Origin of the sequence: Exiguobacterium sp. UBA5002 (assembly GCF_002396765.1) — a bacterium.
In the GTDB taxonomy this organism is placed as follows: domain Bacteria; phylum Bacillota; class Bacilli; order Exiguobacteriales; family Exiguobacteriaceae; genus Exiguobacterium_A.
In genome coordinates, this window is sequence record NZ_DGYQ01000004.1 from 46,247 (window position 1) to 62,451 (window position 16,205).

Sequence of the window (16,205 nt, forward strand, 5' to 3'; positions counted from 1 at the left end):
GGCGTGAAAAGACGCGTCATTCTTTTTTGAGTCAGCCTTTTTTCATTGAGTCCGAACCTGTTATGCTGAAACTTTTTTGGAGAACCATTCGTATTGCCTACCGTAAGCCATTTTTTAGTAGAGAGGTCGTACGGTATGATCAAACGCAAGTTTAACAAACGAAACATCAAATGGATGGTCGGTGGGGGATTAGTCGCTTGTGTCGCCTTCTGGTACAGTGTCGGTATTTTCGTTAATAAAGGGGAACGGCCACTCGCTGATGGGACGTCACCGTATGTCATCGTCCTCGGTGCGGGTGTCAAAGGAGAAAAACCGTCGCAAATCCTACATAACCGGATTCAGGCAGCTGCGGCATATGGGAAACAACATTCAGAAGTCCGCTTCATCTTGAGCGGTGGACAAGGTCCAGATGAAGATATTTCAGAAGCAGAGGCGATGCGTCGCGGGATGGTGGCATCTGGGATTGCTGAAGAGCGGTTGATCCTTGAAGCCGACTCGACATCAACGACGGAAAATCTACAATTTTCAAAGGCGTTGTTGCCAAAGAACGTTCGTCGCGTCTCGATCGTCACGTCAGACTTTCATCTGTACCGTGCGCGACAAGAGGCGAAACAACTTGGTTTACAGACGGATGCGATTCCGGCTGAAACGCCACTTTCAGGAGTCCTTCGATTTGGAATGCGCGAACGCGTTGCGATCGTTGTTCAATTCCTACGCTAAAAACCCCGACATGCTGAACATGTCGGGGAGAAAGAAGAAGTGCATTGAATGATTAGATGTCTTCACCTTTATGTTTTTCCTCGGAAGATTGAGAATCATTTGCTTGTTTGTCGGAAGCATCATGCTCAGCAGGTGGTTCTTCTTTGCCGAGTGCGACATCCTTCGCTTCGACGACTTTATTGCTGATTGCATTCAAGTCACCTTTCGTCTCATTTACTGTCTCTTTCACCGTCGAGGCATCTGATTTCACCGTTTCAAGCTCTGTGTTCACTTTGTCATAGACATTTTGAACGTCAGATGCGACTTCTTGAATGATGCTTGAAGCACTCTTCACTTGATTGATGACTTGTGATGCTTTACCTGACGGATCTTCCTTAATAGAAGAAGCGAGGGTAGAGACGGAATCTTTCGCCCCCCGTAAACTCTGTTTCGTATTTTGGCGAGACGAAGAACTAAGTAGCGTCAATAGACCGCCGACAAGGGCACCGAGCAACATCCCTGTGACGAGATTGATTTGACGACCTGATGATTCTTCCTGATCGAACTGGCGATTCGGATGTTCTGCGTGTGCTGCGTGTGGATCATGTTGAAGCTTCGGTTCCATGATGAACACTCCCTTGAGATAATATTTAACCATGATATGGATATACCCTTGTGAGTGAATAAAAAACATTTAAAAATAACATGTATTTGAAATGAATATAAAAAAGACCATCGTGATATGATGGTCTAAGAGGTTCATTTGTTGGATGAATCATCATCATTTTCGTGACGAAGTTTTCGGTTGATTTCATCATAATCGATTTCGATATCATCTTTGTTGCCTTTGTAGCCATATCCTTTCGAAATGACGACGATCGAGGCGACCAAGACGAATACGATGATGAGAATGGAGACGACATATAACCACATAGTCCACTCCTCCTTTCGTTCACTTTCTAGTATGACGGAAAACGCAGCTTCCGTCTAAACGAAATTGTAGGTTGTGTGCTAAACTGATGTCAGATAAACATGTTAAACGGAACGAGGTGACGGCGTATGAGTATTTTGGTCGTAGATGATGAGTTAACCAATTTAATGCTCTTAGAGCGCTTGTTAGAAAATGAAGGCTATGACGTCGTCAAAGCAATGAGTGGGGAAGAAGCAATCGAATTAATGGACGATCCGTTATTCATCGAACAGTTGGACGTCGTTCTCCTCGACGTCGAAATGCCAGGGATCAGCGGAATCGAAGCGACACGTTTGATTCGAAAACGGTTTGGTCTCGATGAATTGCCAATTCTGATTGTTTCCGGGCGATCAAACGAAGAAGATATCGTTGATGGACTGAATGCAGGAGCATCGGATTATACAACGAAACCGATCCGTAAAACGGAATTGCTCGCGCGAGTTCGTAACGCGATTGGTCTGAAGCAAGCAATCGATGCGCGAAAACGATATGAAAAAGTATTACAGGAAGACTTTGATTTGGCGCAAAAACTGCAACAGAGTGTGCTCAGTGCGAATATTGAAGACGATGAGATCCGCATCATGGCGACGTATATCCCGTCTAAGAAACTAGCGGGAGATATGTACGCCTGGTACCGCATCTCTCAGAATAAATACGGCATCATCTTGTTTGACGTCATGGGACACGGTGTCTCTTCTGCGCTGATCACGATGGGAATGAGCTCGATTTTATTCGAACTCGTGCACCGGATTGGTGATCCAGCACAAGTACTCGAAGAATTGAATCAGCAGATGAGTCGATTGTTCCCAGGAGACGAGACAGAAATCTATTTCACTGCCGTTTACCTCTACATCGACCTAGATGAGATGAAGCTCAGCTATGCGAACGCAGGGCACCCGCCTGGTTTGTTGCGCATGAATGATCAAATCATTCCGCTTGAGAATACGGGACTTCCTGTCGGTATGTTTGAAGACTCGACATATTCGAGCAAGACGATCGACATCGTCTCACCAGGATGTGTCTACCTGTACACGGATGGTTTCATGGAATTGTACAGTAAAGGTATCGATGAGGGAATCCACGCTATCCAGAACCTGATCGAACAACAAGGACCGAGCATCCATCAGTTGATTCAACCGGATCAGAGCGATGAAGCGGATGACCTGTGTCTCGTGACGGTCGAAATCAATTAACCTGTAAGTGAAAAGACTCAGCGACGGAAACACCGTCACTGAGTCTTTTTTGAGTCTTACAAGCTCTGAATCTACTTGAACTAAAAGAACCTTCTCCGCCATAGGATAAATGCGGCAAGGCCTGAGAAGAAAATCATCATTCCGAAGACGATCCAGAAACCAATGACTTCACCTTCCCACGGAACATGAACGTTCATCCCGAACATTCCGGAAATCATCGTCGGGATCGAGATGACGATCGTAATCGAAGCAAGGAACTTCATGACGAAGTTGACATTGTTCGAGATGACGGAACCGAATGTATCCATCGTCGAACTGATGATATCTTTATAGATTTGTGCCATCTCCATTGCTTGACGGTGTTCGACGAAGACGTCTTCGAGTAAGTCTTCGTCATCCTCGTGCTTCTCGAGACTCGGTGTCTTGATGATCCGGTCGAGCACACCATCGTTCGATTTCAAGGACGTCATGAAATAGACCAATGATTTTTGAAGGTTCATCAATTGAAAGATTTCTTGATTTCGCATCGAACGTTGAAGTTCTTCCTCAAGTTCGTCCATACGACGGTCGATTTGACGCAAAAAACGTAGATACGAAGAACTGACTTTATAGAGAATCTGGAACACGAAGCGCGATCGATAATTCGTCCGGAATCCTCGCAACTTACCACTCGAGAATAACGTCAGTACATCGAGCTGTTGCGAACAAACGGTGATAAAATGACGGGATGTCACGATGATACCGAGCGGGATCGTATTATAACGGCGTCCTGATGATTCTTCTTCGATGTAGGGAACGTCGACGATCATCAGAAGACCTTCTTCATCTTTTTCAAAACGTGGTTTTTCTTCCACGTCCAAAGGGTCATAAATGAAATCCTCTGGAATTTTCGTAGCAGCGATGACTTGGTCGGCTTCGTCCTTTGTCGGATTGACAAGATGGATCCAGGAACCTTTCGTGAACTCCTGTATCTCGTTGACTGCCCCGGTGACATCGCTTCGATAAATCGTCAACATATTGTCTATCCCTCCTGCTCTTCACTGTCTCATTATAGAAATAGATACGACGGCGTGTAAATGATTCTCCGATTTTTTTTTATGAAGATTAGTGATAAGATGAAAACAGAGGAGGGGAAGACATGCCTTTTTTTAATGCTAAGAAGCTCGAAGAACTTCAATCGATCGCAGGTGGAGACCATGCGTTTCTTCAAAAAATCGGAGAGACGTATATCGCACAGTTCGATCGGAAATTTCCTGAACTAAAAGATGCCGTCGCCAAACAAGATGCTGAGCAAACTGAAAAGCTCGCTCACTTGCTAAAAGGTGCTTCCTATTCCGTTGCTGCTGATGATTTAGCGGATGATTTCGAACTGCTTGAAAAAGAAGCAGAGTCCGGTTCAATGACCGGAACACAAGAAATCGTCGATCGGATTGAGCAATGCATGGTGGAATTCCGTGTCGTCTGGCTCGATGTGTTTACTGGGAAAAATCTTGACGCCCTGCGTTGAGCAATCGAATAGATCAAAAAAGCCGACATGCTGTCGGCTTTTTTTCTTATAAGACGTAGGAATCAACCGTTTCGATCAAACGACCGATTTCTGGTTTCGTGATTTGTGCATTGACACCAACAGATTCACCTTTATGGCGTAAATCGTCGGAAATCAAGGAAGAGAAGACAATGATCGGCAATTCCGCATAACGATCATCTTCACGGAGTCGTTTCGTTAAATGAAGTCCATCCATCTTGGGCATTTCAATATCCGTAATCAGGAGATCACAGTTACTTCCTTGTTCGAAAGCATCGAATGCGTCTTTCCCATTGATGAACCACTTCAGTCCGTGGTAACCGGCTTCCTCGAGTGTTTCGATGATCAACATCCGGAGCATTTCCGAGTCTTCGGCAATCCAGATGATTTTATCGGACCGGTCACGGGACTGGACGCGACGTCCTTCTTCGCGGGCGAAGATATCCTTGCGTGAGAGCTCAAGGGCAATTTTTTCATAGTCGAGCAGGATGATCATCTTGTCTCCCGTTTTAACGACACCATTCGTTAACCCTTCGATGCCACGAGCGAGTTCGTTTGGTGTATCGATCTGCTCCCATGAGATACGGCGGATTTCCGTCACGGAATCAACGCGTAGGACACTCTTTTCTCCATTGAATTCACAGATGATCAGTCGATCCTCGGTTGCTTCGTCGTGGGGAACACCGATGACCGTCGGCAAATCGATTACCGTCATGACTTCGCCGCGGAGTTCGATCAATCCTTTGACAGCATCCGGTGTACCCGGAAGTGGTGTCATCGGGAGCGGAACGATGATTTCCCGAACCTTCATGACGTTGATACCGAACGTATACGGACCACAATGGAAGATGACGATCTCGAGTTCGTTCGTGCCGGCTTCTAATAAAATATCGTGCTGATTGTACATATGGTTGTGCCCCTTTCCATTACCTTCACTTCACTTCTGACTAGTTATCGGCATGCTACGCTAAAAATTCTAGTTCTGAATTGACAAAAAAAGTGTTGTAATCGCTTTCATAATATGTTAAGCAAAAAGTTTGGCATTTGTCAGACCAATTGATTACAATAAGCTATGCAGCCACACACTGAAATGAGAGAGATAAAAATAAATGGAGGTAGAGTGGAATGACTACAGCAACAACCTACACATTTTTACTAGATGGACAATGGCATGAAAGTGAATCAAAAGAGACGATTGAAATCTCTTCACCATATAAAGAGGATCTTGTCGGTCGCGTCCAAGCGATGACAAAACCGGAAGTCGATCGTGCCATCGCTTCAGCGAAAGCGGCACAAGCAGAGTGGGCAAAACAACCAGCGAACAAACGGGCTGAATTGCTTCACGCTTGGGCAACGGAACTCGAAAAACGTGCGGACGAAATCGGTGAAGTCATCATGCGCGAAGTCGGTAAAGGACGTGCAGATGGCGTCAAAGAGGTCAAACGGACAGCTGAAATCATTCGCTACACAGCGGAAGAAGGTCTCCGTTTCGACGGTCAGATGATGCAAGGGGATTCGTTCCCTGGTGGTAGCGCGAAAAAAATCGCGGTCATCAAAAAAGCACCACTCGGCGTCGTGCTTGCGATTTCACCGTTCAACTACCCAGTCAACTTGGCAGCAGCGAAACTCGCACCTGCCCTCATGACAGGAAACGCCGTCGTCTTCAAACCGGCAACACAAGGTTCGATCAGCGGTATCTTGATGGTCGAGGCACTCGTCGCAGCAGGTCTTCCAGCTGGACTCGTCAACATCGTCACAGGTCGTGGATCGGTCATCGGTGATTACTTGACGGCTCACCCGGGCATCAACATGATCACATTTACTGGTGGTACAGGCACTGGACAACATCTATCACGTCAATCGGCAATGATTCCACTTGTCCTTGAACTTGGTGGAAAAGACCCAGCGCTCGTTCTTGAAGATGCGAATCTGTCACTTGCGGCAGACCATATCATCAGTGGGGCGTTCTCTTACTCAGGTCAACGTTGTACAGCAATCAAACGCGTTTTCGTTCTTAATCATCAAGCGGATGCACTCATTGAAGAACTCAAGACACGAATCGCGAAATTGACAGTCGGTTCACCTGAACAAGACAGTGTCGTCGTGCCGCTCATCGACACGAAATCAGCGGACTTCGTCGAAGGCTTGATCACGGACGCAACAGACAAAGGCGCAACGCTCGTCTTAGGTGGCGGACGTACGGCGAACTTGATCGAACCAACACTTCTTGACAACGTGACACGCGACATGCGCGTTGCTTGGGAAGAGCCGTTCGGACCAGTTCTTCCAATCATCCGTGTCAACTCAGTCGACGAAATGATTGCATACTCAAACGAATCAGAATACGGTCTTCAAGCAAGTGTCTTCACAGAGAATATCGATGCTGCGTTTGCAGTAGCGGATGCGCTTGAAACAGGTTCTGTTCAAATCAATGGTCGGACGGAACGTGGTCCTGACCACTTCCCATTCATCGGTGTGAAGTCATCGGGTCTCGGCGTTCAAGGCGTCGGACGTAGCTTAGCTTCGATGACACGCGACAAATTAACAGTCCTCAACTTAAAATAAGTTTTTGACCGACCTTTCAATCTGCGGAAAGGTCGGTTTTTTGTGCATCCGTTTTTGAAGCGCTAACGTAAGCTAGAAAACAAATGTCACCCTTTGACGCACAAAGTTTGGCGCTATAGCTTCATTCTCTCTATAATGAAAGAAAATGGACGAGAGAAAAGAGGCGTGTAGGTATGACAGTATCAGACGAAATCATCCCGATTCCGATTCCGACACCATTTCCGGTTGGAGACGTGAACTGCTATGTACTACGAACGGAAGGGGAAAACATCCTCATTGATTGTGGACCGGATACGCTTGAAGCATGGCAAACGATGCAACGGACGCTTGCACGACATGAACTTCAGGTCGAGGATTTAGATCGTGTCATCGTGACACATCACCATGCGGATCATGCTGGGATGGCACATCGCTTTTCAGAGAAAGGCATTCCCGTCTATGGACATGCGCGATTACGCCCATACTTGGAACAGGACGAGACCTTCTTGAACAACGGGGACGCATTCTTGCGTCGATTGGCGACATCGTTTGGCGTTCCGCTAGCGATTCAAGAGATGTTACCAAGCTATCAATCTGCCTTGAAATGGCTTGGAAAAGGTCAACTTGATTTCACATTAAAAGAAGGCGACGCGATTACGCCGTCTGGGCGATACCGGGTCATCGAACTACCGGGGCATGCAAGTGACCAAATCGGAATACTAAGTGACGATGGTGTATTGTTCGCGGCCGATCACCTGCTCGACCGGGTCGAGCCGAATCCATTGCTCGAACAACCGCAACCAGGTGATGATGTGCTCGTAAAACGTCCCGTTCTTGCGTATCTTGACTCCTTAGAAAAATTACAAGGCGAACAGGTTCGAATCGCCTATACCGGACATGGTGCTCCGATTCGGGATGTCGCGGCACTCGTCGAAGAGCGATTGATGCAACGCAAGGCACGTGGTGATCAGCTCTTGAAGTATTTTTCGGGAGAACATACGTTATTCGAATTAGCACAAGTGACGTATGGAAACCGATTAAAAAAATCATTCCCGCTTGTCATGAGTGAGATGAAAGCACGTCTCGATACACTCGTCGCCCGCGGTGCGATCACGGTTGAGAAACGATCAGGTATCCTCTACTATTCGAAAATGGAGGAAGTCTAATGCAACTCATCAACCGGACGATCGTCATCACGGGCGCTTCAAGTGGACTCGGGGAAGCACTGGCGCGCACTCTGCATAAAGAAGGCGCAAACTTGATTTTAATTGCACGACGCGAGGATCGGTTACAAACGTTAGCATCTGAACTCCAGGCAGACTACCTGGTCTACGATTTGGAAAAGGCGCCTGAAATTCTTGCGAAAACACTCGCAAATCGTTATGGACGGATTGATATTTTGATTAATAACGCAGGTTTCGGGGAATTCAGCTTCTTAGACGATACCTCGATTGAAACGATTGAGTCGATGCACCGGATCAACGTCTTAAGTCCCGTTCGCTTAACGAAGGCATGTCTGCCATTACTGAAAGAGGGTGGCATGATCGTCAACGTGGCCAGTCAGGCGGGGAAGTTGCCGACACCGAAATCAACGATCTATTGCATGACGAAAGCTGCGATGTTGCAGTTTTCGAACGCGTTACGTCTCGAGTTACGTCCAAAAGGCATCCACGTCATGACGGTCAATCCAGGGCCGATCGCGACGGAATTTTTCGTAAGAGCGGACATTAGCCGAAAGTATGAAAAAAACGTCGCTTCGATCGTCTTATCAAAAGAACAACTTGCACAGACCGTCGTTCGGGCGATGCGGCGCCGCAAGCGAGAAGTCAATGCACCATGGTGGATGGAGCTTTCGGCAAAAGGATACGGCGTTATGCCGCAGCTGATTGAGTGGTTAGGAAAATCAGGTTTCGACAAAAAGTGATGACGGAGGAGAACAACGAATGAAAACAAAAGTAATCAGCTTTCTTGCCTTAAGTACCCTGCTTGCAGGATGTGGGACACCGGATGCAACACCGGAACCGAAAAATGTCTTAGGGACTTCTTATCAGACGATTGAAAAAGAAGCGGAAAAATCAACGGTTCGGATGTACATGTGGGGCGGCGATGACGGAATCAATGCCTACATCGATGAGTACGTAGCACCGCGTTTGAAGAAGGAACACAACATCACCTTAGAACGGGTCCCGATCGAGACGGCGGATATCATTCAAAAACTGCGTGCTGAGAAACAGGCAGGTAAGGAAAAAGGTGTCATCGATGTCGTCTGGATCAATGGCGATAATTTTTTAAATGCTAAAAAAGATGATTTACTGTATGGAGAAATCACAAAAGTCCTCCCGAACATGAAATATGTTGATGCTGCCGCACAGAGTTCAGATAGTGGTACGAAAACAGACGGACTTGAAGCCGCATGGGGGAAAGTTCAATATACGTTGCACTATGACGCAGCTGACGTGAAGTCGCCACCGACCGACTTGAAAGCACTGAAGTCATGGGTCAAGGAAAATCCAGGACGTTTCACGTATCCGGAAGTGACGGACTTTACGGGGAATGCCTTCGTCCGCCACGTCATGTATGGTGTCGAATCGAATGAAACCTTAAAAGACCCGAAAGCAGACTTCAAGAAGACATGGGCTTATTTGAACGAAATCAAACCGTATCTCTGGAAAAAAGGGAAGACCTATCCAAAGACACTTGCCCAACTCGATCAGTTATACGCGAAGGGAGACGTTGATTTCACGATGGGTTTCAACGAACGACGGGCTGAACAAGAAGTGAAGTCAGGAACGTTTCCGAAACAAACACGTCCGATCGTCTTGAAGGATGGATCAATCGCGTCGACGCATTTCCTTTCCGTACCGTTCAATGCACCGAACCCGAAAGGTGCACTCGTTGTGATCAACACCTTGTTGTCACCAGAGGCGCAGTTGAAAAAATATGATGCAACTTACTGGGGAGACGGTTCAAGTCTTGATTTATCGACACTTGATTCGTCAGAACAAAAGCAATTCGCTGATGTACCGGCTGCACCGTCGACACCAAAGCCAAGCGTCTTTGAAGGAAAGGTCCGGACGGAACTCGACCCATCCATTTTCGAGATGATCCGTAAGGAATGGCCGTCTCGTGTGGCGCGGTAACGCGTATCCTGCTGCACTCTTGATGGCAGGGATGGTCTTATATGGGTTATGGGTCAGTATCTCGATGACGTCACTTTCCGACTACCGAGAGCTACTGACGGATGAGGTCTTTTTAGAGAGTCTAGCCGTCAGTAGTTATGTTGCCATCGTCAGTACGGTGCTCGCGCTGATCATTGGAATGGTGCTCGCACGGCTCTTGAGCAGAACACGACTATCTGCGTTACTTGCAATTCCTTTATTCATCCCTCATCTAGGAGCAGCATACCTCGCGATTCTCTATTTGAGTAATGTGCCTGTCATCGGACCGCATGAAGGGAATTATTTTAGTGTCATCCTGACGTATCTGTATAAAGAAATTCCGTTCGTCTTTTTTTATATCTTACCGGTGGTCCGGCGTCTTGATTCGCGTTATCAAGAACTCGGTATGATGCTCGGTTTATCACCAGTACGCCGATTTTGGCATGCGCGGGGTGTCTTCCTACTCGTTCCGATGCTTGAGGCAGCATTTATCTTGCTTGCCTTCATCCTGTTCGCATATGAGATCCCGGCATTGCTCGGCGTGACCTATCCGAAATTACTTGGCGTCTATGCGTTCGATTTGTATACACAAGGCGATTTATCGGAGCAACCACTCGCTTTTGCAATGAGTGTCGTTTTGACGGGAGGACTCTTCTTCCTATTGTTGCTCATGACTGGTTTGACACGCCCACTGGCAGCGAAGATCAGTAGGGGGCGAAGCGAATGATAAAAAAAATCAGTGTGACTGTATTCGTTGTACTCCTGTTCATCGTTCCTTTAATTGGTTTAATTCCGGGAGAGTGGAATTGGAATCCGCGCCTAGAAGCGACGCTCGGCACGACCGTCGCGATGATTTGTGCCGTCGTATTGTTAAATCATCTCTTCGGGTACATGGCAGGAAAAGCGATTGCCTTTCAAACGGGGAAAAGGATTCGTATAGCAGAGTTCTTGATTAGTTTGCCGCTGTTCGTTCCCGTATTATTGCTATCATTCGGTCTCTATTTGACATGGATCCGTCTTGGTTTGGCCGATCGATTTTTTGGTGTCCTGCTCGTGTTGCTTCTGCCGACCTTGCCGTATACAGTTCGCTTGTACACGAACGGATTTCAGGCGCTAGGAGAACGGATGCTTGAACAGATGGTCTTGATTGAGGGGAACCGGTTCAAGCGTTGGTTCTATTTGACGGGACCGATGCTTCGTTCGACGTTACAATCCGTGACGCTACTCGTCACGGTGATCACGATCAGTCAGTATGCACTCGTTGCGTTGATTGGTGGTGGGATCGTCCGCATGATATCACTCGAAGTATTCCCGGCGTATTCTGGTAATTCGCAAGGGGCGGCGCGTCTAGCGACACTCTGGTTGATCGGGTTGCCTATTCTCTTTTATGCTGGACAAGCCGTTATTTTTTCTAGTTGGATACGAATCGTACGGAGGCGTTTAAATGGAAGTCACGATACAACAAGTCAATAAACGATTTGGAACGAAGCATGTGTTGTCTGATATCGATTTAAATATCGCATCTGGACAATGTGTGGCTTTAGTTGGACCGAGTGGTAGTGGGAAAACGACATTACTCCGTCTGATTGCAGGTCTTGAACGTGTGACGAGCGGAATGATTCAGTTCGGTGACCGAGATGTCACTGTTCTTTCGCCGAATCAGCGAGGTGTGACGATGATGTTTCAACGATCGCTGTTGTTCCCACATTTGAACGTCGAACAGAACATCCGTCTCGGTGCCAAACAATTAACACCGATCGAACTCGAATCCTGGTTACATCGCGTCGGACTCGAGGGAAGAGGAAAAAGTGCTGTTCACGAATTGTCAGGGGGCGAACAGCAGCGGGCAAGTTTAGCTCGTGCGCTGGCGAGTCAACCGGACTTCTTGTTGCTCGATGAACCGTTCTCGAGTCTAGATGTACCGAGACGACGGGAATTACGGACATTGATTCGGAAGTTGACCGAGGAACAAGGTGTCACGACACTCCTTGTCACACACGATCGGGAAGAGGCAATGGCGATGGCGGATATCGTCTATGTTTTAGAACAGGGGCGAATCGTCGATCATGGCACGCCGATTACGCTGAGCCAGACCAGCCCTTTTTTTGGGGAAGGCATTCAGATTGAAGAAACATGGCATCCGTTGACGGCAGTCAACTTGGTCTCAAGACCGACGAAGGAGACGGATGAACGTGTTACGATTACGAAAGAACTCATTCAATACGGTGTTCGATTCTACGAAGTCGAACGAGCATCCGGAGAACGACTCGTGCTCTCTTCAGACGAGACGATTCAGGAGAAAGAAGGCTATATCGTTAGAAAGGAGGGGTGACATGTTAGATACGCGTGCGCGTAAAATCGTTCAACCCCTATTTGATCAAGGGGCGACCTTATTTAAGAAAATTGGATTATCGGCGACACAGGTGACGATCATCTCCGGCATCATCGGTGGTGCGACGGGCTTTTTCGTCTATAACGACATGATGGGAACGGCGATTGTCTTGTTGTGGATCTCGGGCATGCTTGATGTCATCGATGGAACGATGGCACGAAAAGAAAAGACAACTCCGATTGGCACGATTCTTGACCTTGTGCTCGACCGGATCGTCGAGCTGTCAGTATTGATCGGTCTTGCGCTTCGGTTTCCGGAAACGCAGGTCGTTATTCTGTTGCTCGTCGCATCATTCGTCATTGGGATGACGATGTTCCTTGCAATCGGAGCGGTCAGTGAGAATTACGGCTACAAGTCGTTTCAATATCAACCGGGACTCGTCGAGCGAACGGAAGGGTTCTTATTCCTAACAGCGATGATCCTGTTCCCAAGCGCCATCATTTGGATCGCAATTGTCTTCTTGATTGCTGAACTCTATACGGTCGGGGAGCGATTCCATCAAGCTTCGAAGGTGTTGCGATGAGTGAACAAGAGATGATCATGACCGTGGATCGAGCGGGCAACCTGCTCGGACCTCGTCCACGATCAGAAGTCCACGCAAACGGCTTGTGGCATGAAACGTTTCATTGTTTCGTCTATGATCCAAAGCGGGACGTCGTGTTGCTCCAGCAACGGTCTGAACAAAAGAAGGACTTTCCAGGAATGCTTGATATCACGGCAGCGGGTCACTTGCTTGCGGATGAGACAGTCGAGGATGGTGTCCGGGAACTCGAGGAAGAGATTGGTTTGACATGTACCTTTGATCAATTGATACCGCTTGGCATCCAGGAAGAGGAGTTTCGGGATGCGTCGCTCTGGGACTGTGAGCGATGCCATGTCTTTATTGCTCGAAGTGATCAAGCGATAGACGCATACGTCCTCCAGGAAACAGAAGTGAAGCGATTGATTGCTTTTTCAATCGAGCAGTTTGAACGAATCGCGGACATGTCCATCGAGCGCATTCAGGACACGACAGGCGAATGGTTCGATCGTCGTCAATTCGTTCCACATCCTTCTTCTTACTGGAGACATGTCCGACAGGGAATCGAGCAATTACGTAAATAGAACGAGTGGAAAAGCAATAACGCATGAAGACCTACGATCGAATGTGATTTCGCTCGTAGGTCTTTTTTTAATCGTACATTCGTTCGACGCAAGAGTAGCGAAATTAAGATATATTTGAGATAATTAAGTATATATACAAAAGAAGGAAAGAAGGTGCAGCCAGTGGCATTACGATTTGCACTACTCGGGCTGCTGACCCAAGGGGAAGCGACCGGTTACGATTTAAGCGCGACTTTTAAAAAACAAATGATCCACTTCTGGACCGCACATCATACTCAAATATACCGAGAGTTGTTAAAGATGGAAGAGGCAGAGCTCGTGACGAGTGTCCATATCGTCCAAGAAGACTTGCCGGACAAGAAAGTCTATTCCATCACCGATAAAGGACGGACAGAGCTCGTTGAATGGTTACGGACACCGAATGAATTCAAACCGAAGATGAAGGATGAGAACTTGATGCGGGTGTCGCTCTTGCATCTGCTCCCACCCGAGGAAGCCGTTGCTTATTTGGAAGAGTCGAAGCGGCACCATCAATTTGCCGTCGAGATGATGCATAGTTGGCGTCACGACCACCTTGAGAACGGTGCGACACTAGGGGAAACCTTGACGAGTGAGTACGGCTTGCGTATGATGTTGAATTACTTGGATTGGTGTGATTGGGCAATCGCGGAAATTAAAAAAAACGAAGCAAACGTCTAACAACACTGGCTCGACTGTCATGGAGGTGGCGGATTCGAGCCAGTGTTGTTTTTGATGATATGAAGTAAGGAGCTAAACGATGTATTTTAATGATTACGAAGACTGGATTGAAGAAGAAGCGGAAGCCTTATTTCGCTTACATCAGGAACCGTTGACACGAGAAGCAACGTCGTATTCGCAATTCACGGCGTATGTAGAAGAGGCACTACTTGAACCGTTGTTACTGAAACTACGTTGGCTCGGAGAAGCGGAAGAAGAAGAGATTCTAGAACAAGCGGATCCGAGCGTGTGGGAGAATGCCATAGGCAATTCGGAAGCCTCCCTTCGTCGAGATGTATTACGACGAGTCGTCGAGCGAGACTTTACTGCGCATATCCTCGCGTACCTGACACCGATTCTTGAAGCTAGACAAACTGCCTATGAGGCGGAATTAGAGCAGCTTCAATTGGCGCATGCGGAACAAATGGAGGAAGTTCAACAACATGAGCAACAGATTGAACTCGGACCGCCACCTCAAAAGGTCAAAAAATGGTGGTATCTCAAAGAAAAAGAAGTATCACGTTCCTATACAGAGGAAGAACGATCTGCATTGCAAGCTCAACAACAACAACTCGAGGACGAGTTAAAGCGACTCGAACAAAAAACACGTGAGACAGAAGCTGATCTCGAACGATTGGATTCACTTCACCGTCTATAACGTATGAAAAAATGGAGCATGCGACATGATGTCGCGTGCTCCATTTTGTATGAATACTATCTATTAAGCTTGTGTCGCGAGTTTCGCGAGGACTAGTTTTGCGACTGCTTCACTTGAAGCCGGGTTTTGTCCTGTGACGACATTGCCGTCGATGACGGCGAATTCTTTACCTGCATCCGATGTCAGGAAAGTAGCTCCTTCACCGCGAAGTGTCGTCTCGAGCAAGAATGGTACTTTATCTTCGAGACCTGTTGATTTTTCCTCTTCATCCGTAAAGCCGTTGATTTGACGACCTGATACGAATGGTTTGCCATCGATCATGACGTGCGCAAAGGCAGCAGGACCGTGACAAACTGATGCGACGACGCCATCTTTTTTGATGACGGCTTCAATGGCACCTGCCACTTGTGGGTTATTCGGGAAGTCAACGACTGCACCGTGACCACCTGGGAAGTAGACTGCATCAAATGATGCTGGATCGACTTCCGAGAGTGCTTTCGTGTCGTGCAACGCACGGCGTGCATCTTGGAATTTCGGCAAGATTTCTTTGACGATCGATGCTTTATCGATTGGAACGTCGCCACCTTTGATCGACGTGACTGTCACGTCATGTCCTGCATCCTTGAACAGGTTGTAAGGTGCTGCGAATTCTTCGAACCATAATCCTGTTTTGTGGCCATTCATGTCGTCTGCGCTTGTTGATACGATTAAAATACGAGCCATAATAAAACTCCTCCTCTGTATGAACGTTACAAAGAAGGAGTTTCCCGGAGAAATGAAGAGTTAAACCTCACCGGTGTTCGGTGTAGTGATGAACGGGTAGTGAAGCAAGTGCCTGGTCGATTTGAGATTGCGAGATCGACTCTTTCATCGCTTGGACGTTTGACTGAAGTTGTGACACGCTCGATGCACCAGGAAGGACGATGTCGACCTGTTGATCGATGACTTGCAATGCAAGCGCCGGAAGCGGGAAATCTTGAAGTTTTTGTAGACTTGCCTCAAGCGTTTCCTTATCAAATTGTTCGAACCGATCAACCGATTGCAGGCGTGAAGCACTCTCATGTGTCAAGAGTCCTTTTGCTAGTGGACCACGAGCGACGACTTGGATGTTTTTCTCTTTTAAGCGTGGTAACAACTCTTCGATGCGACGATCGAGCAACGAATAAGGCGTCATCAAGTAAGAGAAATTACTATGCTCGAGCCAGTATTCGATGACATTCGGGC

Annotated in this window: 20 protein-coding genes; 14 read left to right on the top strand and 6 right to left on the bottom strand. The window is 47.4% G+C overall.

The features are described from left to right. Window positions 1–135 precede the first annotated feature (135 nt). Complete coding sequence (locus B4C70_RS00415) at window positions 136–720, top strand: YdcF family protein (protein WP_290776249.1); 585 nt, start codon at window positions 136–138, stop codon at window positions 718–720. A 52-nt stretch (window positions 721–772) separates the two neighbouring features. Here B4C70_RS00415 and B4C70_RS00420 read toward each other — a convergent pair whose 3' ends face one another. Together B4C70_RS00420 and ytzI are read right to left on the bottom strand one after the other, a co-directional pair. Continuing rightward, window positions 773–1,324, bottom strand: a complete 552-nt coding sequence (locus tag B4C70_RS00420; protein WP_290776251.1) for a hypothetical protein — start codon at window positions 1,322–1,324, stop codon at window positions 773–775. 134 nt (window positions 1,325–1,458) lie between these two features. Beyond that, a complete protein-coding gene (gene ytzI / locus B4C70_RS00425) occupies window positions 1,459–1,632 on the bottom strand; it encodes a YtzI protein (protein WP_290776253.1) in 174 nt (57 codons plus the stop codon). Between the two features lie 126 nt (window positions 1,633–1,758). Between ytzI and B4C70_RS00430 the strand changes: the two genes are divergently transcribed. Next, window positions 1,759–2,862, top strand: coding sequence for a PP2C family protein-serine/threonine phosphatase (locus B4C70_RS00430; RefSeq protein WP_214727905.1), 1,104 nt, complete (start codon window positions 1,759–1,761; stop codon window positions 2,860–2,862). Window positions 2,863–2,942: 80 nt separating this feature from the next. Here B4C70_RS00430 and B4C70_RS00435 read toward each other — a convergent pair whose 3' ends face one another. Next, entirely contained in the window at window positions 2,943–3,878 is a 936-nt protein-coding gene (locus B4C70_RS00435) for a magnesium transporter CorA family protein (protein ID WP_029341164.1), read from the bottom strand. Between the two features lie 122 nt (window positions 3,879–4,000). Between B4C70_RS00435 and B4C70_RS00440 the strand changes: the two genes are divergently transcribed. After that, the gene (locus B4C70_RS00440) at window positions 4,001–4,369 is read left to right on the top strand and encodes an Hpt domain-containing protein (protein WP_023467659.1); all 369 of its coding nucleotides are present in this window, start codon (window positions 4,001–4,003) and stop codon (window positions 4,367–4,369) included. A gap of 46 nt (window positions 4,370–4,415) precedes the next feature. On the opposite strand, the gene B4C70_RS00445 is transcribed toward B4C70_RS00440, so the two are convergent. Then, window positions 4,416–5,294, bottom strand: coding sequence for a chemotaxis protein CheV (locus B4C70_RS00445; RefSeq protein WP_214855202.1), 879 nt, complete (start codon window positions 5,292–5,294; stop codon window positions 4,416–4,418). A 218-nt stretch (window positions 5,295–5,512) separates the two neighbouring features. Here B4C70_RS00445 and B4C70_RS00450 point away from each other — a divergent pair, with 218 nt between their 5' ends. The 11 genes from B4C70_RS00450 (at window position 5,513) to B4C70_RS00500 (ending at window position 14,981) form a co-directional block, all read left to right on the top strand. Continuing rightward, window positions 5,513–6,952, top strand: a complete 1,440-nt coding sequence (locus B4C70_RS00450; RefSeq protein ID WP_290776256.1) for an NADP-dependent glyceraldehyde-3-phosphate dehydrogenase — start codon at window positions 5,513–5,515, stop codon at window positions 6,950–6,952. A 173-nt stretch (window positions 6,953–7,125) separates the two neighbouring features. Next, on the top strand, window positions 7,126–8,097 hold the full coding sequence (locus tag B4C70_RS00455; protein ID WP_290776258.1) for an MBL fold metallo-hydrolase: 972 nt from the start codon (window positions 7,126–7,128) through the stop codon (window positions 8,095–8,097). Continuing rightward, window positions 8,097–8,855: an SDR family NAD(P)-dependent oxidoreductase gene (locus tag B4C70_RS00460; RefSeq protein ID WP_290776260.1), complete on the top strand. Its 759-nt coding sequence runs from the start codon at window positions 8,097–8,099 to the stop codon at window positions 8,853–8,855. The genes B4C70_RS00455 and B4C70_RS00460 overlap by 1 nt, the downstream gene beginning before the upstream one ends. Before the next feature lie 19 nt (window positions 8,856–8,874). Beyond that, window positions 8,875–10,071: an ABC transporter substrate-binding protein gene (locus B4C70_RS00465; RefSeq protein WP_290776262.1), complete on the top strand. Its 1,197-nt coding sequence runs from the start codon at window positions 8,875–8,877 to the stop codon at window positions 10,069–10,071. Next, window positions 10,058–10,816 (top strand): ABC transporter permease, encoded by a 759-nt coding sequence (locus B4C70_RS00470; protein WP_290776264.1) that lies wholly within the window; start codon window positions 10,058–10,060, stop codon window positions 10,814–10,816. Before B4C70_RS00465 ends, B4C70_RS00470 begins: the two co-directional genes overlap by 14 nt. Next, window positions 10,813–11,562 (top strand): ABC transporter permease, encoded by a 750-nt coding sequence (locus B4C70_RS00475; protein ID WP_195865470.1) that lies wholly within the window; start codon window positions 10,813–10,815, stop codon window positions 11,560–11,562. The genes B4C70_RS00470 and B4C70_RS00475 overlap by 4 nt, the downstream gene beginning before the upstream one ends. Then, the gene (locus B4C70_RS00480; RefSeq protein WP_290776266.1) at window positions 11,534–12,421 is read left to right on the top strand and encodes an ABC transporter ATP-binding protein; all 888 of its coding nucleotides are present in this window, start codon (window positions 11,534–11,536) and stop codon (window positions 12,419–12,421) included. Before B4C70_RS00475 ends, B4C70_RS00480 begins: the two co-directional genes overlap by 29 nt. A 1-nt stretch (window position 12,422) precedes the next feature. Continuing rightward, a complete protein-coding gene (locus B4C70_RS00485) occupies window positions 12,423–13,004 on the top strand; it encodes a CDP-alcohol phosphatidyltransferase family protein (protein WP_023467668.1) in 582 nt (193 codons plus the stop codon). After that, on the top strand, window positions 13,001–13,585 hold the full coding sequence (locus B4C70_RS00490) for an NUDIX hydrolase (protein WP_290776267.1): 585 nt from the start codon (window positions 13,001–13,003) through the stop codon (window positions 13,583–13,585). The genes B4C70_RS00485 and B4C70_RS00490 overlap by 4 nt, the downstream gene beginning before the upstream one ends. Before the next feature lie 162 nt (window positions 13,586–13,747). Then, window positions 13,748–14,284 carry a PadR family transcriptional regulator gene (locus B4C70_RS00495; RefSeq protein WP_023467670.1) on the top strand — a complete coding sequence of 179 codons (537 nt, stop codon included), beginning with the start codon at window positions 13,748–13,750 and terminating at the stop codon, window positions 14,282–14,284. Between the two features lie 79 nt (window positions 14,285–14,363). Then, entirely contained in the window at window positions 14,364–14,981 is a 618-nt protein-coding gene (locus B4C70_RS00500) for a hypothetical protein (protein ID WP_029341176.1), read from the top strand. Window positions 14,982–15,044: 63 nt separating this feature from the next. Here the strand turns inward: B4C70_RS00500 and B4C70_RS00505 are convergent, their stop codons facing one another. Both B4C70_RS00505 and B4C70_RS00510 read right to left on the bottom strand, forming a co-directional pair. Beyond that, window positions 15,045–15,704 carry a type 1 glutamine amidotransferase domain-containing protein gene (locus B4C70_RS00505; protein ID WP_023467672.1) on the bottom strand — a complete coding sequence of 220 codons (660 nt, stop codon included), beginning with the start codon at window positions 15,702–15,704 and terminating at the stop codon, window positions 15,045–15,047. Window positions 15,705–15,771: 67 nt separating this feature from the next. Next, window positions 15,772–16,205: aldo/keto reductase (locus B4C70_RS00510; RefSeq protein WP_290776268.1), on the bottom strand; the 434-nt coding region annotated here is incomplete at its 5' end.